General features: G+C 44.8%; 14 protein-coding genes. 12 read left to right on the top strand and 2 right to left on the bottom strand.

Translation table 11 applies throughout. The features are described 5' to 3' along the window. Window positions 1-2: 2 nt before the first annotated feature. Together hutH and AC0L6N_RS03015 are read left to right on the top strand one after the other, a co-directional pair. Window positions 3-1532: a histidine ammonia-lyase gene (hutH, locus tag AC0L6N_RS03010; RefSeq protein WP_473478733.1), complete on the top strand. Its 1530-nt coding sequence runs from the start codon at window positions 3-5 to the stop codon at window positions 1530-1532. 96 nt (window positions 1533-1628) lie between these two features. Continuing rightward, the gene (locus AC0L6N_RS03015) at window positions 1629-2411 is read left to right on the top strand and encodes a peptidylprolyl isomerase (protein WP_473478735.1); all 783 of its coding nucleotides are present in this window, start codon (window positions 1629-1631) and stop codon (window positions 2409-2411) included. A 65-nt stretch (window positions 2412-2476) separates the two neighbouring features. Here AC0L6N_RS03015 and typA read toward each other — a convergent pair whose 3' ends face one another. Then, window positions 2477-4312 carry a translational GTPase TypA gene (gene typA / locus AC0L6N_RS03020; protein WP_041713387.1) on the bottom strand — a complete coding sequence of 612 codons (1836 nt, stop codon included), beginning with the start codon at window positions 4310-4312 and terminating at the stop codon, window positions 2477-2479. 375 nt (window positions 4313-4687) lie between these two features. Between typA and glnA the strand changes: the two genes are divergently transcribed. The 4 genes from glnA (at window position 4688) to glnG (ending at window position 9387) form a co-directional block, all read left to right on the top strand. Then, on the top strand, window positions 4688-6097 hold the full coding sequence (gene glnA / locus AC0L6N_RS03025) for a glutamate--ammonia ligase (protein ID WP_473481231.1): 1410 nt from the start codon (window positions 4688-4690) through the stop codon (window positions 6095-6097). A 199-nt stretch (window positions 6098-6296) separates the two neighbouring features. After that, window positions 6297-6821 (top strand): DUF4124 domain-containing protein, encoded by a 525-nt coding sequence (locus AC0L6N_RS03030; protein ID WP_473478738.1) that lies wholly within the window; start codon window positions 6297-6299, stop codon window positions 6819-6821. A gap of 83 nt (window positions 6822-6904) precedes the next feature. After that, window positions 6905-7984, top strand: coding sequence for a nitrogen regulation protein NR(II) (gene glnL, locus AC0L6N_RS03035; RefSeq protein WP_011573894.1), 1080 nt, complete (start codon window positions 6905-6907; stop codon window positions 7982-7984). Continuing rightward, window positions 7981-9387 (top strand): nitrogen regulation protein NR(I), encoded by a 1407-nt coding sequence (gene glnG / locus AC0L6N_RS03040; RefSeq protein WP_011573895.1) that lies wholly within the window; start codon window positions 7981-7983, stop codon window positions 9385-9387. Before glnL ends, glnG begins: the two co-directional genes overlap by 4 nt. A gap of 66 nt (window positions 9388-9453) precedes the next feature. On the opposite strand, the gene AC0L6N_RS03045 is transcribed toward glnG, so the two are convergent. Next, window positions 9454-10593: an HD-GYP domain-containing protein gene (locus tag AC0L6N_RS03045; protein WP_011573896.1), complete on the bottom strand. Its 1140-nt coding sequence runs from the start codon at window positions 10591-10593 to the stop codon at window positions 9454-9456. Window positions 10594-10778: 185 nt separating this feature from the next. Here AC0L6N_RS03045 and AC0L6N_RS03050 point away from each other — a divergent pair, with 185 nt between their 5' ends. The 6 genes from AC0L6N_RS03050 to AC0L6N_RS03075 all read left to right on the top strand — a co-directional run bounded on the left by AC0L6N_RS03050 (window position 10779) and on the right by AC0L6N_RS03075 (window position 23155). Then, a complete protein-coding gene (locus AC0L6N_RS03050) occupies window positions 10779-11498 on the top strand; it encodes a 1-acylglycerol-3-phosphate O-acyltransferase (protein WP_011573897.1) in 720 nt (239 codons plus the stop codon). Between the two features lie 32 nt (window positions 11499-11530). Then, complete coding sequence (gene rraB / locus AC0L6N_RS03055; RefSeq protein ID WP_011573898.1) at window positions 11531-11884, top strand: ribonuclease E inhibitor RraB; 354 nt, start codon at window positions 11531-11533, stop codon at window positions 11882-11884. A 121-nt stretch (window positions 11885-12005) separates the two neighbouring features. After that, a complete protein-coding gene (locus tag AC0L6N_RS03060; protein WP_473478742.1) occupies window positions 12006-12743 on the top strand; it encodes a choice-of-anchor H family protein in 738 nt (245 codons plus the stop codon). A 449-nt stretch (window positions 12744-13192) separates the two neighbouring features. Then, window positions 13193-17719: an ExeM/NucH family extracellular endonuclease gene (locus AC0L6N_RS03065; protein WP_473478744.1), complete on the top strand. Its 4527-nt coding sequence runs from the start codon at window positions 13193-13195 to the stop codon at window positions 17717-17719. Between the two features lie 67 nt (window positions 17720-17786). Beyond that, entirely contained in the window at window positions 17787-18308 is a 522-nt protein-coding gene (locus AC0L6N_RS03070) for a cohesin domain-containing protein (protein ID WP_473478746.1), read from the top strand. Between the two features lie 422 nt (window positions 18309-18730). Next, on the top strand, window positions 18731-23155 hold the full coding sequence (locus AC0L6N_RS03075) for a S8 family serine peptidase (RefSeq protein ID WP_473478748.1): 4425 nt from the start codon (window positions 18731-18733) through the stop codon (window positions 23153-23155). The last annotated feature ends 154 nt before the right edge of the window (window positions 23156-23309 follow it).

Raw genomic sequence — 23309 nt, forward strand, 5'->3', positions numbered from 1 at the left:
TAATGGAGCTGAAGTATCTTCTTCAACCTGGGAAGTTAACCATAGAAACGATGCGTCAAGTACACAGGCGTCATGTGCCAATCACGCTCGGCCCCGATAGTTTTGAGCGCATTCATAGCGCAGAACAAACCGTACGAGATGTCATAACCCAAGGTCGCACCGTATATGGTATCAATACCGGTTTTGGGCTTCTGGCGAATACTAAGATTGGGGTGGATGAACTCGAGTTATTGCAGCGAAGTATCGTGCTGTCGCATGCGGCTGGTATTGGCACACTTATGTCTGCATCGACCGTTAGACTCCTTATGCTATTGAAGATCAATTCACTAGCAAGAGGCTACTCAGGTATTCGATTAATCGTTATAGAAGCATTGATCGCTTTATACAATCATCAGGTGTATCCGGCAATACCCGAAAAAGGTTCAGTGGGCGCGTCTGGTGATTTAGCCCCCCTTGCGCATATGAGCGCGGTTCTTTTAGGGGAAGGTGAGGTCATATATCAAGGAAATCGGATTTCCGCCGAAAAAGGGCTGATGATCGCTGGCTTGCAGCCTATTTCATTAGCGCCTAAGGAAGGCTTAGCACTGTTAAATGGTACGCAGGCATCAACGGCGTTTGCCTTGCAAGGGCTGTTTTATGCTGAAAATGCCTTAACGAGTTCTATCGCTATTGGCGCGTTATCTGTTGATGCAGCGCTTGGCTCTCGTGTGCCTTTCAACGAGCGTATTCATATTGTCAGGGGGCATCAAGCACAAATAGACGTGGCAACAGGATTTAGAACTTTGCTACAGGAATCTGAGATAGGCAAATCACATGGAGGGTGTGAGAAGGTACAAGACCCATACTCTTTAAGGTGCCAGCCACAAGTGATGGGAGCATGCCTGCAGCAAATGCGTTTCGCCAAACAGATTCTTGTCACCGAAGCAAATGGCGTGTCGGATAACCCAATCGTCTTTTCAGAGTCGGACGACATTCTTTCTGGCGGTAATTTTCATGCTGAAACCGTGGCCATGGCCGCTGATATGCTCGCCATTGCCCTCGCAGAAATTGGCGCGCTTTCAGAGCGACGCATGGCGTTACTCATTGACTCTAGCTTAAGCGGTTTGCCGCCTTTTTTGGTGGACAATGGCGGGGTGAATTCTGGTTTTATGATTGCACAAGTAACAAGCGCCGCGCTAGCCAGCGAGAATAAAACCTACGCTCATCCTGCGTCGATCGATTCCTTGCCCACCTCTGCTAATCAGGAAGATCACGTCTCCATGGCGACGTTTGCGGGACGCAGGCTACGAGATATCTTTGATAACGTCGCGGGCATTTTGGCTATTGAATGGTTGGCGGCTTCTCAAGGTATCGATTTTCGATTTCCCTTAAAAACCAGTACGCAGTTGCAAAGTGTGCACGCTTTGATGCGCAGCAAGATCACTTTCTACGATAAAGACAGGTACTTTTCTCCGGACATTGAGCAAGCCAAATTATTAATTACTCGCCATTCTCTAAGCGACTTGGTGCAGCAAGATATTCAGCTTCTTTGAAAGTGTGTACCTGAAAAAGATTACAATTTGTTAAGAATCACTCAGTGCAATTGCTTTAATCTAGCGGCTTGTTTAACCACTTAAATGATTTAATACATGAAGCCTAAATTAAAACACACTGTGCTCGTCGCAGGATTATGCTGCTTGGCAGTGAATATTACGCATGCGACGGAAGTGCAAATTCGAACGGTACTCGGTGATGTAAACATCAATCTGTTCGATAACACAACCCCGCAAACAGTAGATAACTTCCTGAGCTACGTAAATTCTGGGGCTTATGCTAATAACGTAGTACACCGTTCAGAGCCTGGGTTCGTTATTCAAGCGGGTGGTTTTCAATACAATAACGCACTACCACTCGATGGCGTACCAACGGGGAGTTCGGTTGTAAATGAGCCTGAGCTTTCGAACGTGCGCGGCACTATTGCTATGGCCAAATTGAGCGGCAATGCGAACAGTGCAACATCTCAGTGGTTTATTAATCTTAACAACAACAGCGCAAACCTCGATGTGCAAAATGGCGGTTTCACCGTTTTTGGTCAAGTCCTAGGTGACGGTATGGATATTATCGATGCGATCGCCGCCCTTAACCGATTTGATTTAGGGGGCGCGGCAAGCGCAGCGCCTTTGCGCGATTATACTCAAGCAGATTTGTCAGCAGGGGCAGAGGTAACAGACCAACACTTGGTGATTATCAGTGATGTAGTGGTGACTGACTCAGCCAGTGTGACACACTCAGAATTGAATCCTGTGGCCAACACATTAATCAATCAAGACACCAGCGGGGGAGGAAGTTCAGGTAGCTCTGGCGGTAGTCTTGGATTTTTAAGTTTGATAGGCTTAGCAGCACTGCGTTTTGTGCGCAGGTTATCTGCGTAGTAACACTTTGTGAAAGCAAAAAAAACGGCTCATGTGAGCCGTTTTTATTAAATAGGTAAGACTGATTAGTCTTTTGAACGACCCGCGCGCTTACGATCGTTTTCCGTTAATAACTTCTTACGGATACGAATGCTCTTAGGTGTCACTTCAACTAGCTCGTCGTTATCAATGAATTCCAACGCTTGCTCAAGTGAAAGCACGACTGGTGGAACCAAAGATTGTGCTTCATCTGTACCAGATGCACGAACGTTGGTTAACTGCTTGCCTTTAAGGGCGTTAACTGTAAGGTCGTTATCACGGCTGTGGATACCAATAACCATGCCTTCGTAAACTTCAACACCGTGACCGATAAATAAACGGCCGCGCTCTTGTAGGTTAAACAATGCGTTAGTTAGGGCTTTACCTGTTGCGTTAGCAATCAATACACCGTTTTTACGCTGACCAATGTTACCACCTTTGTGCGGACCATAATGGTCAAACGTGTGATACATCAAGCCAGAGCCTGAAGTCATGGTCATGAAATCAGTTTGGAAACCAATCAAGCCACGGCTAGGAATGATGAAGTCCATACGAATACGGCCTTTACCATCTGGAGACATGTTAGTTAGCTCACCTTTACGTAAGCCAATTTGCTCCATGATTGAACCTTGATGGTCTTCTTGAACATCGATAGTTACAGTTTCAAACGGTTCTTCTAGTTTACCGTCAACTTCACGCAAAATTACTTCTGGGCGTGATACAGCAAGCTCATAACCTTCACGACGCATGTTTTCAATTAAGATACCCAAGTGTAATTCACCACGACCAGATACACGGAATTTGTCCGGATCAGGTGTCTCGTCTACACGTAGTGCAACGTTGTGAATTAGCTCATCTTGTAAACGTTCAAGGATGTTACGCGAAGTGACGTATTTACCTTCTTTACCACAAAATGGTGAGGTGTTCACTTGGAATGTCATGGTTACTGTTGGTTCATCAACTGATAACGGCGGTAAGGCTTCAACTGTGTTCTGATCACAAATAGTGTCAGAAATTTTAAGCTCACCTAAACCGGTAACCGCAATAATGTCACCAGCGTTAGCAACATCGACTTCCATTCTGTCTAAGCCCATGTAGCCTAAAACTTGGCCCATTTTGCCGTTACGTTTCTTACCATCAGCACCGATAACCGTTACTGCTTGGTTGGTTTTAATTGAACCACGTGTAACACGGCCAACACCGATTACACCAACATATGAGTTGTAATCAAGCTGAGAAATTTGCATTTGGAAAGGACCATCGATGTCTGCATCAGGTGCATTTACATGCTTAACGATAGTTTCGAACAACGGTGTCATATCTTCGCTTGGCTTATCGGCATCGTTTGAAGCCCAACCGTTAAGTGCAGAAGCGTAAACGACTTGAAAATCAAGCTGATCGTCAGTGGCACCTAAATTGTCAAACAAATCAAAAACTTGATCAATAACCCAATCAGGACGCGCGCCAGGCTTATCGATTTTGTTAATAACAACAATCGGCTTCAAGCCTTGAGCAAACGCTTTTTGTGTTACAAAGCGCGTTTGTGGCATGGGGCCTTCTTGTGCATCAACTAACAACAATACGGAGTCGGCCATTGACATAACACGCTCTACTTCACCACCGAAATCGGCGTGTCCAGGGGTGTCTACAATGTTAATGCGGTAGTCATTCCAACGGATCGCAGTGTTCTTAGCAAGTATGGTAATACCGCGTTCTTTCTCGATATCGTTAGAATCCATAACCCGTTCTTCAGCAGCGCCTCTGCTCTCAAGCGTACCGGACTGTTGTAAAAGTTTGTCGACTAAGGTGGTTTTACCGTGGTCAACGTGGGCAATAATTGCTATGTTCCTCAAGTTGTCAGTCGAGGTTTGCGATGCGCTCATGATATTTTCTCTAGTATGGGTGGATTTACCCACCATTAACGGAATTTATAGGGCGCGGATTGTACAGTTATAATGTGCATTTTGCGAACACCATTTAGTTTTTATGCGGATTTAACTTTTTAGATTTGTATTTGCACTATTAAGTGTCACCTACTTTGGCATAGAGAAGGGATAAATCCTCTTATGCACGGTAATGGTGCGCTTTTGCTCTCGATTGGTGCATTGGTGCTGGGCGCAACAAGCCGTGTCCACTTGAAAAGCCCAAATAACCGCGATTTCGCCTTTATTATGATTGGCATGATTATCGCTTCGAAAATTGCTAAGTTAACCAATACCAACGTTATTTATACATTACCGTTTATTCTGGAGGACGAAATGTCAGTAGAAAAGGCTTTACAGTTTATTAAAGAAAACGAAGCTAAATTTGTAGATTTGCGATTTACGGACACTAAAGGTAAAGAGCAGCATATCTCTATTCCATCTCATCAAGTTCATGAAGACTTCTTTGAAGAAGGGAAAATGTTCGATGGTTCGTCAATTGCGGGTTGGAAAGGCATAAACGAATCTGACATGGTATTGATGCCAGATACAGATACATTGGTCGTTGATCCATTTGCTGAAGAAACACAAGTGAACATTCGTTGTGACATTCTTGAGCCAAATACTATGCAAGGCTACGACCGTGACCCACGCTCTGTGGCAAATCGTGCGGAAGAGTACCTTAAATCTACAGGTATCGGTGACACGGTGTTATTCGGCCCTGAGCCAGAATTCTTTTTGTTTGACGATGTTCGCTTCCACACTGATATGGCGGGTTCTTTCTTCAAAATCGATTCTTCAGAAGCTAAGTGGAATTCAGGCGCTGAGTTTGAAGACGGCAACATGGCCCACCGTCCAGGTGTGAAAGGCGGTTATTTCCCTGTTCCTCCTGTTGATTCGTCGCATGACACTCGCGCCGCAATGTGTATGGTTATGGAAGAGATGGGCTTGACGGTAGAAGCACATCACCATGAGGTTGCTACAGCTGGTCAGAACGAAATCGCTTGTCTTTTCAATACGCTTGTTAAGAAAGCCGATGAGATACAAATTTATAAGTACGTAGTGCATAATGTTGCCCATGCTTACGGTCAAACTGCCACGTTTATGCCTAAGCCTCTTGTTGGCGATAATGGCTCTGGTATGCATTGTCACCAATCTATCTCTAAAGATGGTAAAAACATCTTCGCTGGCGACAAATACGCAGGTATGTCTGAAGAAGCCTTGTTCTATATAGGCGGTATTATCAAACATGCTCGTGCTATTAACGCATTCGCTAACGCATCAACTAACTCGTACAAGCGTCTCGTACCTGGATTTGAAGCACCTGTAATGCTTGCGTACTCTGCACGTAACCGCTCTGCTTCAATTCGTATTCCTCACGTGAACAGCGAAAAAGCACGTCGTATCGAAGTTCGTTTCCCTGATCCAACTGCTAACCCTTACTTGGCATTCTCTGCCATGTTGATGGCTGGCCTTGACGGAATTAAGAACAAAATTCACCCTGGCGATGCAATGGATAAAGATTTATACGATCTACCTCCAGAAGAAGCTGCTGAAATCCCAACTGTTGCCACTTCTCTAGAAGAAGCGCTTGCAGCACTTGACGGTGATCGTGAATTCTTAACCGCTGGCGGCGTTATGAGCGATGATATGATTGACGCTTACATTGCACTTAAATTGCAAGAAGTTGAACTATTGAATACCTCTGTTCATCCAGTTGAATTCGATATGTATTACAGCGTGTAATATATTTCATTGAGGTAGCGCAGCTGCCACTGTGAATGATTCAAAGCCTGCTTTATGCAGGCTTTTTTGTATCTATAGAGTGGGTTTTATACGTATAGTTGCTCAAGTATGCCTAATGGATGATGCTCAATAGGGAGATTGGTATAAACTTTATGGTGTTTTTAAGACTGTGCTTTCAGATAATAACGGTAGGTCATCAGTGTTTCACATAAAGACAATTATCGCGGCGTTTATACTTTGTACTTGGTCTTTAGCTGTTATACCAAGTGATAGGATATATAAAATTACGACAGACGATGGCCGGATTATTTATACCGACGCTCCTACCGAGCTGGGTGAGCATGTTCCCATGTCATCTGGCTCAGTCATGACATTGAAAAGCGTTTCTGCCTCATCTATCACCACACCACCAATCGTTCGCAAAAAAACCAAGGAAGTACATCTCAGTGTTATTTCTCCTAAGCCAGAGCAAACTATCAGAGATAATAACGGAAAGGTAACGATTCGCACCGCCCTGGAGCCACAGGTGCAAGGGACGTATACATTGCACTTAAATGATCAAGTAATCTCCCAAAATAAGGGATTATTCAATCTTAATGGTTTAAATCGAGGAGCTTATACATTTCATGTAGATCTTGCCCACAAGTCGGGCAAGATACTTGCATCCACTCCTAAGCAGACCTTTTATTTGCACCAAGCCTCAGTGCTGAATCGCCCTAATTAGGAACATTCACTTGACCAAACGGACATGATGCGCTGAAATTTATTTTTAAGCACCAAAATGGTGCGTAGCAACTTGTTGTGATTATGCCGTTCAAAATGAAAACCGACACCTTGCTGGATAACTTATCGACTGCGGTTATCCTGTTGAATGAAAAACTTGCCATCGTAGAAGCAAATCACGCTGCTCAGGCAATGTTTGAGCGCAGTTTAAATCTGTTGATAGATTGCCCCATTAAGCAACTTATTGCTGACTCAAGTCTAGATTTCATTCGTTTTACTCAAGACATGCAACACGGGGAAGGTTATTCCGACGGTGATGTACAAATCAGCTTTGCCGATGGTCGCCACACTCACGCCGATGTAACCGTCACCTGTTTACATACGGCAGAAGGAGTAACGCTACTATTAGAAGTTCGTTTAATTGAACAGCAAAAGAAGATCAGCCAAGAAACACAGCAGTGGGCGCAGCAACAGGCCGCTCGTGAGTTAATCCGTGGGCTCGCCCACGAGATAAAGAACCCTCTAGGGGGCATTCGCGGTGCTGCGCAATTACTTGAAAAAGAGCTACCGTCGGCAGACTTGAAAGAGTTCACTACCATGATTATTGAGCAATCTGATCGCTTACGTAATTTGGTGGATCGTTTGCTTGGCCCCAATTCCCGGCCTAATTTTCAAAGTCACAATATCCATCGTGTATTGGAAAAAGTCATCACTTTGGTTCAACTGGATCTTAGTCACGATATTGTGATTGATCGTGACTACGACCCAAGTATTCCCGAGAGTATTATTGACCAAGACATGGTGCAGCAGGCCGTGCTTAATATTATGCGTAATAGCGTTCAGGCCTTGATGCAAAGTGAGCAAAGTGAGGGGAAAATTAACGTGGTCACACGAATTGAACGCCAAGTCACAATCCACGGTGAACGACACCCATTGGCGATGAAAATCAGCTTGGTTGATAACGGCCCAGGGATACCTAGCGAGTTAAAAGACACTTTGTTTTATCCCATGGTTACCGGCAAAAAAGAAGGCACGGGGCTTGGGTTGTCGATCGCACAAACTTTGATAGACCACCACAAAGGCAAGATTGACGTAGAAAGTTGGTCAGGCCATACGGAATTTACTTTATATATTCCTATTAACAGGAAGGAACTTAATTCATGAGCACAGAACCAGTTTGGATAGTTGATGACGATAGTTCTATTCGTTGGGTGTTACAAAAAGCGCTGCAAGCTGCGAGCATTCCATGTTTCAGCTTTGAGAATCCTGAAGATTTATTGTTACAGTTGCAGACGGATCAACCACCAGAAGTGATTGTATCGGATATTCGTATGCCGCAAATGGATGGTATGGCATTACTTGAAGAAGTGCACAAGCGATATCCGAACATTCCCGTCATCATTATGACTGCGCATTCTGATTTAGACAGCGCGGTAAACGCTTATCAAAGCGGCGCGTTTGAATATTTGCCAAAACCTTTCGATATTGATGAAGCGGTAGGCCTAGTGCGCAGAGCACTCACTCACGTGCGAGAACAAGCAAAAAGTAATCAACGTCCGATTTTAGCGACCGCGACCGAAATCATCGGTGAAGCTCCTGCTATGCAAGAAGTCTTCAGAGCAGTAGGGCGCTTATCTCGCTCGAGTATCAGTGTGTTGATTAATGGTCAATCGGGCACAGGTAAAGAGCTTGTTGCACAAGCCTTGCATCGCCATAGTCCTAGAGCAAAGCAAACATTTATCGCCTTAAATATGGCGGCTATACCGGCCGATTTAATTGAGTCTGAATTGTTCGGCCATGAAAAAGGCGCATTTACTGGAGCACAGAATGCCCGGCAAGGACGATTCGAGCAAGCCGATGGTGGTACCTTGTTTCTCGATGAAATAGGTGACATGCCACTTGATGTTCAAACTCGATTGTTGCGTGTGTTAGCGGATGGGCAATTTTATCGCGTGGGCGGTCATAACCCTGTCAGCGTTGATGTAAGGATCATTGCGGCCACTCACCAAAACCTCGAGCAGCGCGTAGCGGATGGCAAATTTAGAGAAGACTTATTTCATCGCTTAAATGTTATTCGTATTCATATACCGCGCTTAACTGAGCGACGAGAGGATGTACCTTTACTCGCTGCGCACTTCTTACAAAAAGCAGGAGCGGAGCTAGGGGTAGAAGTCAAAAGTCTGAGTAAAGAAACTAAAAAGATCTTGATGCAGTTGCCGTGGCCAGGAAACGTACGTCAGCTTGAGAACGTATGTCGATGGTTAACAGTGATGGCAAGTGGGCAAGAAGTTTTGCCCCATGATTTGCCGCCAGAGATCCATGAGCTCCCCTTAAGCAAGGACAGTCAGGAAGCGTCAGGTGATTGGCAAACCTTGCTTGCAACTTGGGCTGATGAACAGCTACAGTCAGGTCGTAATAATATCTTAGATGAAGCGATGCTGGTATTTGAAAGGGTGTTACTCGAACGGGCCTTGTTCCATACTCATGGCCATAAACAAGATGCGGCAAAACGACTGGGGTGGGGGCGTAACACGCTAACGCGTAAGCTAAAAGAGCTTAATATGTAGTGAGCCTAGACTCAGTGCCGATACATATTGGCACTGAATCGATTTTCTTGGTTGATAATAGAAGGCTTATTTAGTCAGCAAAACGGCCATCGCGCGGTTAAACATACCTAGCCATTTAGGACAAAACTGACCATCCTTAACGCGATTCATCTCAATCACTGCACGCTTTTTGGGGTGAACAGCTTGCGTGGTATGTGCCCGTGAGTGGGTAATGGCGTTGAAGGTATCTAAAATGCCTAGAAGTTTTGCTCCGTCGCAGATATCCACTTCTTTCAAGCCTAGAGGATAACCGCTGCCATCCATCCGTTCATGGTGTTGCATTACGATTTTCCGCGCTTCATTCCAATGATCTAAGTGCTCTAACAGACGTGCACTTTTATAAACATGAGAGCGCATTAAGTTAAATTCAGTCTCCGTCATTCGCCCGTTTTTGTGCAATATCTCGATTGGCATAAACGCCATTCCAAAGTCGTGCATGTAACAGGCTACGGCTAACTGGTCCTCATCGATTGGCATGCCGGCTACTTTATTCACATAGGCTGCTAGTTTAGCGATACGATCGCCACGACCAAGCCAATAAGAAGAGCGCTTTTCGATAGGTTTCATAAGTTCACGGAAGAACAAAATATCACCGCGTTTAAGATCGCTTAGGTGCTTCGGAATCCCAGTCGTCGCAAGATTAGATGAAGGAGGTCGATGGTTTTCTGCATTTTCTCCTTTGATGAAAGCGCGAACATCCAAACTGGGATCTAACAGCAGCACGGCCTCTGACAAGATCTTCTCATGCTCGGCACTGTTACTCGGTTCTATTTTTGTGATCTGTAGGATCAGTAAGTTGAATAGGCTAGCATCGTATTGTGCACTGCCGTTTTGAATACAGCTCTCGACAAAAATTTTGACTCTGTCCATGCTGAGTAACACCAAGTCACTCATGTTGCTGGTGTATTCAATTTGGCCTTTTCTGAGGAAATCTAATAGATCTTCAACGTGCTGCAGTAAAGGGATCATAGGCGTGAAGTTAACCAAACCCAAATCGCCCTTTATCGTATGAATAGAGCGAAACAGGGCGCGTTGAAGTTCTTTGTCGGTGGGTTTTATTTCCAGTTCAATTAGGGTCTGCTCACTCGCTTCGTAAAGCTCATTAATTTCTTCGAGTAAGTCTGTGAGGATGTCTTCATCCAAATCTTCATGAGTAAACTGTTGCATGTATACTGACGCCCTAACCCTGGTATGTTTACGATACGATTTTTAATTGTATCGGCCGCTCAATTATAATAATGAGATTTTTAACCTAAAATCAATGTTATACCACTAAAGTTAAGCACTGATCAGACATCCTAACCACAAAATATAGGTATAATCAGCGCCCGTTTTTGATCATAGGAATACACGTGCTAGCTTTGCTTCGGATTATCAGTATTTTCTTTTACTTTCTTTTTATCAATTTGTTGCTGGTGATAATTTGTATTCTTCGCCCTTTTCACCGAGATAATGTGCATGTAGCGGGCAAGTTGTATAGTTCAACGTGCAAATTATTAGGGCTCAAGTTGGAGGTTAGAATCGCCCCTGAAGCGTTAAACGGTGGCCCTTTTATACTTATCGCCAATCATCAGAATAGTTATGATATTTTTACTATTTGCGCGGCTGCATTGAAGGGAACAGTGACAGTTGGTAAAAAAAGCCTGAAGTGGATCCCGTTATTTGGCCAAGTATATTGGTTGTCAGGCAATATTATGATTGATCGTAAAAACTCTGGGCGAGCTATGGATACGTTGAAGGGGACAGTGAAAAAGATGCATAAACGCAAACTTTCTGTGTGGTTTTTCCCCGAAGGTACACGCAGTTATGGCCGGGGACTACTGCCTTTTAAAACAGGTGCGTTTCGTATTGCCCAGCTCGCTAAACGCCCAGTGGTCATAGTCGCGGCGAGTAATCTGCATAATAAAATTAAACTGAACAGATGGGACAATGGCACTGTAATCATTGATGTAGGTAAACCGCAAGAACTCGACAGTAGCCGCTCTACTAAAGAATGGACGGCATATTTTCATACTGCCATGGCGCAAAAAATAGCAGAATTAGACAGTGAAGTTGCCGCTGGCAACCGCTAAACTAGCGACCTAAATTGAACACAGGACAACTCATGAGTACAGAAGAACAAGCAGAATGGTTTGAATTTAACCAAGAAACAGTCGAAGCATTAATTGAAGATGGCAGCGATAGTACCAAGCCACACACTATTGAATATCACTTTGCGGGAGACGATTTTGATGTGCTAGAGAAAGCGGCTGTTGACGCATTCAAAGCGGGTTTTGAAGTGGGCGATGCAGAAGAGTTGATGCTTGACGACGGAGGCACTATTTTTTGTTTTGATGCGGTTGTTGAACGCTTGCTAGACGTAGACTTAATCAATGCTGATACCGTTAAGTTGCTAGCTATTGCGCAAAAACAAAACGTACAATTTGATGGCTGGGGCACCTACTTTATCGAGTCATAGTGTTACCTAGTGCCAATGGCGGCTATTATTTTGACGTCGCTTAACTGGCAGTAAGTTTATCTTCAGTGTTTGTTCATGGTGAAAAAACGACACTCCTTACATAAATTATAGGGAGTGCGTCATGAAAATATCAGTTGTTCACAGTGTCATATTCAGTGCCATCTTTTGCTTTTATGCTCAAGCAGATGATGTTGATTGGTCAGCAAAGTCTAGTGAGTCGCAAGCAGGGAAGGTGTTGAATACTGCAAAAAAAACCTCTTCTTTATCTAACATCGATCAAGGTCAAGCGCTTAAAACAGCGGCCAAGGTAACTCCTCAATCGCAGGCTGCCAAAACGTTAGCAGCAAGGCCAGCACAAAGCGATATTAATCAAGAATTTTGGGTATATGATGCATACGTTTCATTGCACACTGACAGCGATTATGACGGGTATTATCATCACTTCAGTGTAGGTTTTGATGTGGACTCTATTTACGCCCGTAGTGAAGTCTACGCAAGGCTTTATCTTGGGGTGAACGAGGTATTTCGAGAGTATCACACCACTGGAGACTTCTATATTAAGGGTGATATTACCGAAGACCAAATCACCGTTGAAACAGAGCTTCTTAGCGGCTTTTACCCAGATGACTATGAAATGCTAATTGAAATTTACGATGCTTACACAAATGAACTTGTTGCGGTGTCAGATGGATACAGTGATACAGACCTCTATTTACTGAGTATCGAAAGCCAAGACAAAGAAGTGATATATGTGGAGCCTGATGTCGTGGTTGTTGAAGCAAGCGGCGGCAGTGCTGGGTGGTTGATTGCATTGCTGTTGCCTATAGCGCTTTTTAGAATAACTAGGCAGTCACACTAAGCTGTCTTTACGCTGAGGTTTACAGATTGTTAGTGTCAAATTAACCCCACACTGAATTCCATCGGTAAAAGAGCACGCCACAAATGGCGTGCTCTTTTGTTTTAAAGTTACGCCATTTTTAGTCAGCTTTGCGCAGCCCTTTACCGTCAGCATGCATCTTCTTGGTTTAAATCTCACCCACCTAACAACCTCATTTCTTTTGTAAATATAGTATTTTTGATGCAACTAACTCCTTGAACGGTAAAGAAAGTTGGCGCCTAAAAAATAATTGCTGACTATTTGGTCAGGTGTGCTGGAATATTGAACAACCCTATGACAATATCGATTCAGGTGCTGCACGACATTAGGTATTTTGTCGTCATCTAGATGTCATAGAAATATAAGAACATTGCCGCCCTAAAAAATTATAAGAAGCCGGATAACTGGCGATAATATTCTCAGGAGAAACTATGAAATTAAAATACCCAGCTCTGCTGGCGCTATTAAGCGCGTCCGCAGTGCAAGCAGGGGAGCTTGTAATATCTGGTGTTTTTGACGGCCCACTTCCCGGTGGACTGCCAAAAGGCATTGAATTATTTGTTACCCAAGATATTGCCGATTTAAGTACATGCGGTGTAGGTTCGGCCAACAATGGTGGCGGCACCGATAATCAAGAATTCACTTTTCCCGCTAGGGCAGCAACTGCAGGTACCTACATTTACCTCGCGTCTGAATCACCTCAATTCGCTGCTTTTTTCGGTTTTGAACCGACTTACACTAATAGTGCCGCCAACATCAATGGCGATGATGCCATAGAGTTGTTCTGTGACGGTGCCGTGGTAGATGTGTTCGGTGATATTAACGTCGATGGCAATGGTGAACCTTGGGAATACCTAGACGGTTGGGCATATCGTAATGTCGATACTGGGCCTGATGCTAGTTCGTTTGTATTAGGTAACTGGACGTTTAGTGGTCCCAATGCATTTGACGGGGAAACTAACAATACAACAGCAGCCGCTCCATTTCCTTTAAAGGCATTCGCTGAAGAGGTCGGTGGTGGCGATACAGGCGGTGGCTCAACAGACCCGAACGCTCCATGTTTTAACTGCCCAGCGCTAGATCCTATTGCTGATGCAAGTACGTTTGATAGTGAAAGTTATTATGCAGCTGTCAGCGCAGAAATAAACGCCAACTCGCCTGCTGCTACGATTAAAAGTGCTATTACCAGCGCTATTACGCAAGGGCAAAAGAATTTAACGTATTCAGAAGTGTGGAGCGCATTAACCCACACAGATGAAGATCCAAATAACCCTGATAACGTGATCCTTTGGTACAAAGGTACATCAATCGCGAAAAGTAGTAATGGTAGCGGCTCACAGAGCAGTGATCCTGACAACTGGAATCGTGAACATAGCTGGGCAAAAAGCCATGGGTTTCCAAATGAATCCCAAGAAGCTTATACCGATATTCATCATTTACGGCCCACCGATATTTCGGTTAATTCATCGCGTGGCAATTTAGATTTCGATAACAGCGATAATGCTTTATCTGAAGCCGATAACAATCGTGTTGATGATGATTCGTTTGAACCACGTGATGCCGTGAAAGGCGATGTTGCGCGCATGATGTTCTATATGGACACGCGTTACGAAGGTTTTGGTGACTCGACACCCGATCTTGTTTTGGTAGACCGCTTAACCTCAACCGGTGCTCCAGAGTTGGGGCGTTTGTGTCGCTTAGTGGAGTGGCATAATGCTGATCCGGTAGATGCAACGGAACAAACACGTAACGACACGATTTACGAGTACCAAGGTAACCGTAATCCGTTTATCGACCACCCTGAGTGGGTTGATATTTTATATCAAACACCAGCATGTGGTACCGACGGCGGTGATACTGGTGGTGAAGACGATGGCGACACGGGTGGAGACACAGGTGGTGACACTGGTGGCGACAATGGCGGCTCGGCCTCTGCGGGCGATATTGTCATCTCAGGTGTGATTGATGGACCTCTTTCTGGTGGCACACCTAAAGCGATTGAGTTCTTTGTGCGTAATGATATTGCTGATTTAAGCACATGTGGTTTTGGCTCTGCTAATAACGGCGGAGGCTCTGACGGCCAAGAATATACTTTCTCTGGCTCTGCAGCTGCAGGTGATTTTATTTATATCGCCTCTGAAGGCAGTAATTTCGATGCTTATTTTGGATTTTCTCCAACGGATACGGCTGGCGCTGCAGGAATAAACGGTGATGATGCGATTGAATTATTCTGTGACGGAGAAGTCGTTGACGTATTCGGTGATATCAATACAGACGGCACCGGTGAACCATGGGACCATGTGGATGGTTGGGCATATCGCGTTGCTAGTACAGGTCCTGACGGCTCTACCTTTACGCTTAGCAATTGGGTGTTCAGTGGGGCTAATGCATTAGATGGCGAAGCAACGAATGCCACTGCGGCTAGTCAATTTCCAATCGGTTCATACACCAGTAAAGAAGTCCTGTTAATATCTGGTGTATTTGACGGCCCTCTATCGGGCGGAACGCCCAAAGCGATTGAATTCTATGCGGTAACCGACATACAAGATTTAAGCGTATTTGGTTTTGGCTCTGCAAATAACGGTGGTGGAACAGACGATCAAGAATTTACGTTTTCTGGCTCTGTCTCTGCCGGTGAATATTTCTATGTCGCTATGGAAACATCAGGTTTTAATGCTTACTTTGGGTTTGATCCAACATTCATCTCAGGTGCAGCGGGTATTAACGGTGATGACGCCATTGAATTGTTCCACGAGGGGGAAGTGGTTGACGTGTTCGGAGATATTAATGTCGACGGCACTGGCCAGCCTTGGGATTACTTAGATGGTTGGGCTTACCGTGTGGCCGATTCAGGCCCAGATGGCACAACCTTTGTGTTGGCTAACTGGACATTCAGCGGCACCAATGTACTTGATGGTTCAAGCAATAATGCGACTGTGTCAACCCCTTTCCCCCTTGGCAGCTTTGCTGGCAGCGGAAATAACGGCGGCGGCGACAATGGCGGTGGTGAAACACCTCTATTAGGTATGTGTGCAGACCCAGCAACCTTAATTAGCGCAATTCAAGGTTCTACGGATATTTCCCCAGCTGTTGGCGAAACTCATATCATTGAAGGTATTGTTACCGCGAGTTTCCCAAATCTTAGTGGCTACTTTGTACAAGAAGAAGATAGCGATCAAGATGCAGACAGTGCCACATCAGAAGGTGTATTTGTTTACAGTCCATCGTTAGCATTACCCGAAGCCGGAAAAGTGGTGCGCGTTTTAGGTGACGTAGCGGAAGCATTTAACAAGACGCAACTTGTCGTGTCTGAGATTAACCCTGACTGCGGAACTGGTTCAGTTACAGCCACTGCATTGACATTACCGTTTGATTCTGTTGATTCGATGGAAGCGCTAGAGGGCATGTTAGTAGCCAGTTCTGGTGAGCTGACAGTGACTGACACATACAGTCTTGGGCGATACGGTGAAGTCTTATTGTCCAATGGGCGTTTGTTTATACCTACCAACCTGTATACAGCTGGTAGTCCTGAAGCGATTGCGTTAGCGGCTCAGAATGAGCTCAATCAGATTACGTTAGATGATGGTGTAAATGGCCAGAACCCAGACGTTGTTGTTTATCCTGCTGGTGGTTTGTCTGCCAGTAATCCGCTTCGTGGCGGTGACACGGTCACTGCGTTAACAGGCGTAATGGATTTTAGCTTCAGTCTTTATCGGATTATTCCGGTTGAACAGCCGACTATTGTGGCAAGCAATCCAAGAACTGACGCGCCTGATCTTGAATTAGGTAACCTTAAAGTGGCAAGCTTGAACGTATTGAATTACTTCAACACGTTAGATGTTAGCCCGAACGTGTGTGGCCCTTCTAATCTAGAATGTCGTGGTGCTGATAGCGAAATAGAGCTTGAGCGTCAACGCGCTAAAACCCTAGCTGCTTTACTTGCTATGGACGCAGATATCGTAGGCTTGATGGAAGTCGAGAATAACGGATTTGGGGCAAACAGCGCCGTTGGAGACTTAGTTTCTGGTTTAAACGATGTATTAGGTGCTAACACCTATGCAACAGTTGATGCGGGGAGCGCTATCGGCACTGATGCGATCACGGTTGCGTTAATATACAAACCCGCGGTGGTTTCAGTCGTTGGACAACCGGCCATATTAGACAGCAGTAATTCTATTTCTGATGACGATGGTCCTTTATTCTTAGACACCAAGAACCGCCCAGCGTTAAATCAAAAGTTTGCTTTAGTTGCAAACAATGAAGAGCTGGTTGTCAGCGTAAATCATTTCAAATCCAAAGGATCAAGTTGTGGCGCTGGCGATGACGATACAACGACAGGGCAAGGTAACTGTAACCTGACTCGTACGAGAGCCGCTGAAGCATTAACGACGTTCTTGTCACAGCAGTTCTCTGACACCCCTACGTTGATTATTGGTGATTTAAACTCTTATGCGATGGAAGAGCCTATCCTTAAAATTTTGCAGCAGGGTTACACTGATCTTGCCAATAAATTTGGTGGCAATGAAGCATACTCTTACTCATTTGGTGGTGAATTTGGTTACCTAGACCATGCGCTAGCTAGCGCAACATTAATTGACCAAATTGTTGATACCACTGAATGGCACATCAACGCTGATGAACCCATAGTCTTCGATTATAACGTTGAGTTTAAGTCTGATCAGCAGCTGATTGATTACTATGCGCCTGACGCGTATCGCATGTCAGATCACGACCCTGTGGTGATTTCGCTACTACTAGAATCAGAGGTACAAGTAGTAGAGGGTGACTACGACGGCGATGGTGATGTGGATATGATGGATATTCGAGCACTGACTAGAGCAATTCAACTTCGTCAAACTATAGACAACAGCTTCGATTTTAACGAAGATGGGCAAGTAAGTTATACAGATGTAAGATTATTGCAACGTATGTGTACTCGCACACGTTGCGCTATTTAATGAGTTGTACCGTTAACAAACAGTAGGAAAAATAAAAATGAAAAAAGTACTTTTATTAGTTTGTACAATGTTTTTTGGCACCGCTAACGCCAATATGATCAATATCGAACTGGACAATGTAAACCCATCAGTGGGGGATACGGTGTCTGTGAATATCAACTTGACTGGTGTTACCGAAGATTTTTCGGCCATCTTCACTGGCCTGAATTATGATAGCAACCTTTTTGCATATGTAGATGGTAGTGCCAGCTCTGACTTCCCACCTTTTGATCCGTTTACAGCAAGTGGGCTAGATGTTGACACTACGGGTCCAGGGCTTGTTTCTATTAACCTTTACGAAGACTTCTTCGCTCCGGTAGTTTATGGCGCTGGCGATTATCTAGTAGCGAGCTTCGATTTGCTGGCTATTGGTGCAGGTCAATCTTCATTCTCTCTAGTTGCTTCATCTCTGTTCGCTCCGTTCCCCGGTGATGAAACGGCTCTGGATGTTAGTGCATCTGCAACTAGCATAGCTGTACCGGCACCGGGTGCAATGGCCTTTATAGGCTTAGCGGTTCTAGGCTTGTTTGGTGTTCGCCGTAAAGCGTAAGTGTTATCTGAAAATTAGAACCATCCACTGATAGTGAAGGGTTTTGATGTACATTAACTAATATTGAAAGGCGGTTAATCTTAGACTAACCGCCTTTTTTATTACCCACTGTTGTGATATCTATTCAAGAAATATAGCCTGACACTTCATTCCAGAACTCACTCTATCACCACTGGCAACGAGATATTCTTGGACTGCAAACATGGCAATACAATTGACTTGTTTTAAATTCAGTCATATTCGAATTACGCGGTTGCAATTGCGTTATATGTAAGTTAAAAATAAGCTAACACCCCCTTCGGGTAAACTACTGTTGTAGCCGAGATATGCAAAATATTAAGGCATTTTATTTATCCGTCATTTCGAAGTAAAACATCTAATAACAAGGTTATAAATTAACCCATCAGGGAAACGGAGATAAGATGAAAAATACACTGTCCATTGCTGTATCCGCTGCATTGATGTCAATGTCAGCGCACTCTGCCGGAGAGTTAGCAGACGGAGTATCGAAGTTTGATATTTCGCCATCTGAACTTAAAGGTGCAAGTCCAGCATCAGTCAATAAAAACAAAAATCAAAAACCTATCGTAAACAGTATTGCCCAACGATTCGTCTTTGAGAAAGGCATTGAAAATAAACCCTACGTTTATATCGTTAGATTAACTGACAAACCCGTAGCCACCTATGATGGTGGAATTAAAGACCTTAAAGCCACCAACCCGAAAGCGACAAAATCGAGTACTGCAAGAACGCAGGCACCTCAGAAGGCGCCCAAAATCGATGTTGAGTCGCCGGAAGTTAAAGCGTATGTATCTTACCTTAAAGAGGCACAAGCCTCGTTTATTACACGCGCTTCAAGGGAAACAAGAGACTTACGTGTCGTTGATACCTTTAAGTACAGCGTAAACGGTGTTGCCGTGCGTGTTACGCCTGACGAAGCAGAGGCACTATCTAAATTACCCGGTGTAGAACGAGTCGAGCGTGAAGCAACCTATAAAATGGACACGGACACCGGGCCGGTAAAGATCGGAGCACCGGACCTGTGGGACGGAACAGTAACGAATAGCGGTGTCGGCGCGCTGGGTGAAGGTATCGTTATTGCTACGGTCGATTCCGGTGTGAATACCGATAGTCGCTCGTTTGCCGATGTAGGCGATGACGGATACGATCATACTAACCCTCGTGGGGCCGGTGTATATGTTGGCGATTGTGCCGAAAACTTCCCAGAAATGTGTAATGATAAACTGATTGGCGTGCGCAGCTACACTCGGATCACGGATGATTATGGGGACACCAATGTTTTCCCACCGAATTTACCACGTAATGGTGAAGATTATAGCGGTCATGGCTCGCACACCGCTGGTACGTTTGCTGGCAACATATTGCTAGACGTGCCTGTTCTTACGCCTGGTGAAGGCGAAGAAAGTGACGGTATTCCAGGTGAGTTTGAGTTTGGTCAAATATCTGGTGTTGCGCCTCACGCTAACATCATTGCCTATCAAATTTGTTACCCCGGGCGCGCTGATGCAGGGGATACCTATGGTGATTGCCCTGGTGCCGCTATTCTAGCGGGTATTGATGATGCAATTGAAGATGGTGTCGATATCATCAACTATTCCATCAGTGGTGGCGGATTCCCTTGGAGCAGTGACGTCGATATGGCGTTTTTGTCAGCCAGAAACGCGGGTATTTTTGTGGCTACTTCAGCAGGTAACTCAGGCCCAGATGCGGAAACGACATCAAAGCATGCCCCTTGGTATACTGCCGTTGCTGCCTCTACTCACGGTCGTGAAATAGATTATGCCAAAGAGATAGGCGAGTTTACTGGCGGTGATACTGAGTTAGGTACGCTAACCGGTAACAGTAATTCTGGTGGGATCACAGCTTCCATCGTTTATGCTGGTGATTACAGCAATGCTAACGATCCCGATGGCGATCCCGCGCAGTGCTTACAACCATTTCCTGATGGTACCTTCAGCGGAGAAATAGTGCTCTGTGATAGAGGTGCAATTGCACGAGTCGCAAAAGCACAGAATGTCGCCGCTGGTGGTGCAGATGGATTTGTTTTAGGTAACGTACTAGGCGGTGGCAGCACAGTCGATAATGACGCTTATGTCATTCCTGGCATTCACATTAATGCTGAAAAAGCGGACATGTTACGTAGTTGGTTAGCAAGTGGCGAAGGTCACATGGCTACCATTACCGCTTCTGCAGGTGAGTTAATTCTAAGTGAAGGGGATGATATTGCTGATTTCTCCTCTAGAGGGCCTAATCCCTCCATTAGCACCATTACGCCACAAATAGCAGCGCCTGGTGTTAGTATTTATGCCGCTTCAGCGGATCAAATGTTTGGTCATGATGGACATGTAGCTGATCCTAGCGATTTTGCGTTCTTAAGTGGTACGTCAATGGCAAGCCCGCATGTAGCAGGCGCAGCCGCATTGTTAATGGAAGCAAATCCTAGTTGGTCTCCTGATAATGTGCGTTCAGCATTAATGATGACTGCAACCACCAATATGCGCAAAGAAGATGGCGTTACTCCTGCTGATTGGTTTGATATGGGCTCTGGTCGTATTCAGGTTAATTTAGCCAATCAAACCGGACTTATCATGGATGAGTCTGGGGCTAATTACTTAGCTGCAAATCCAAATGATGGTGGCGATCCACGCACGCTTAACATTCCTAGTATGGCGGATGATAACTGCGTTGGAGCATGTCGCTGGACAAGAACATTTACCGCTACGAAAGACGGTTCATGGACTGTATCAGGAGTAGGCATATCTGATGGTGTGAGTGTCACAGTTAGTCCTGAATCGTTTGATATCTTAGCCGGTCAAAGTCAGCAAATTACGGTTACTGCTTCAGCCAGCCAGAGCGGTCAAGACTTCTTGTTTGGTCAAGTGAATCTTACCTCTGATAGCTCGCCTGATTTACATTTGCCTGTGGCTGTAATTGCTACGACGAGTAATATTCCAGACACCATGAATATTTCAGCTGACAGAGACGCAGATACGCGTGTCCTTTCAGATATATTAGCGGTGGAAATCAATGACTTTACGGCGCGTTCATATGGGCTGACTAAAGCGACAAATACCGTCGCGAGCATTCCAGAAGATAGCAATAACAGTAGTGCTCTAGATGATTTGAACGACGGTGTTCACATTATTCCTATGATGGTTCCCGAAGACGCTAAATACTTGGTCGCTGAGATAACGGCTTCTGAATCACCTGATTTGGATTTGTTTTTGGTGCGCGACTTCAATGAGAACGGCATTCCAGATGCAAGTGAGATTATTGGGTCAAGTGCAACGGCAACTGCTTTAGAGAAAGTAGAAGTCACTGAACCAGAGCAAGGTATGTATTGGGTTGTCATTCAGAATTGGAGCGCTTCAGCCTCTGATGCGAGTGATGAATTTATGATTGCTACAGCAATAATTGACGCAGAAGTCGGTGACAACTTAACTGTAGACGCTCCTTCTTCTATCCCTGCTATTACTCCGTTTGACATTCGCGTTGGCTGGGATATTGACGCTGTCGAAGGTGATAAATACTATGGTGCGTTTGATGTGGGTTCTAGTGCTGAATCTGCAGGTAATTTTGGTCTTGTTATTGTTGAGTTAGATAGGATCGCTGATGACGTACAAGTCATAGGGGGCTCAGATGACGCTCTGATGGCTGGTGATGTTATTGACTACGCTATACAAGTAGGACCTAACTTTACAAACGATGATCGTCTATACGATATTTCATTAGCCTTGCCAGCAGGTGTAGAGTTAGTTGAAGGTTCTTTGCTTGATGGCACCGTTGCTGATGACGGTTCCCTAACATGGAATGTGGTTCAAGAATCCATTAAAGGACAAACGGCGTCTTATACTGCTTCAACTAATGCAAACAATCCATTGTGTGCAAACCCTAACTTTGGCCAAGGGTCTGGTTATATTGATTTAGCCGGATTTGGTCTTGGATTCTCGGATGCTGATGGTGATACCACAACGGCAAACTTTAGTGTGCCAGCGTCATTCCTTGGTCAATTGTACGACTCAATCGGTGTGACAGATGATGGGTTTATCACGTTTACGGGAGATGCTGGTGCAACTCCATGGGTGAACCAACTCATGCCTGATGAGACACCGGCTAATGGTCTCGTTGCTCCACTATGGCGTGACATGATACTCGATGTCGCGAATGGGTCGGGGATCACAGTGGCAACGGCAGGCTCGGCTGTCACTATAGTCGAATGGGATGATATGCGTCCTTTCTCAGGCGATGCAGATGTTCTTGATTTCCAAGTTGTCTTTATGAATGAAGCTGAGGGTGACCAACCTAGTATCATATTTACTTATGATAATGTGTCTCATGCTACAGCTGATACCTTAGGAACATCGATTGGTTTTGAATCAGTAGATGGGCAGACAGGTTTGACAACTCACTACGTGGGAGATGGTGAGCCTATTGGTGACATTGGAAGTGATATTACGTCCGGTTCACAACTTTGCTTCACGTTACAAGATCCTGATAACACTCAACTTCTAACATTTAGCTTAGTTGTTACTGAAGATAATGCTGGTGGTCCAATCGAGCTGTTTGCAACCTCTTCTTTACCAGCTAATGTTGGTACCAAAGCGGAAAATAGTGAGATTAATGCGAATGCCGTTGTTGCAGTGAAAGGAGATTGGGATGGTGATGGCGACGTAGATATGATGGATATACGTGCTTTAACAAGAGCGATTCAGCTTCGTCAGGATATCGATATGAGTTTCGATTTTAATGACGATGGTCAAGTCACTTATACAGACGTTAGATTACTCCAACGTATGTGTACCCGTTCAGCTTGTGCAGTGAATTAATTAGCAGATATTGCGTTAATTAACGGCTCCAAAATGGAGCTGTAAAATCACACCAAAGGCGCTCATCAAGAGCGCCTTTTTTTTGTGCCCGCAAATGTGTAGCGTTAGCGGAGTGTGTTAGTCATGTTATCTCGTGTGGTAGAAGACAGAATGT

Source organism: Paraglaciecola sp. G1-13 (assembly GCF_055809255.1).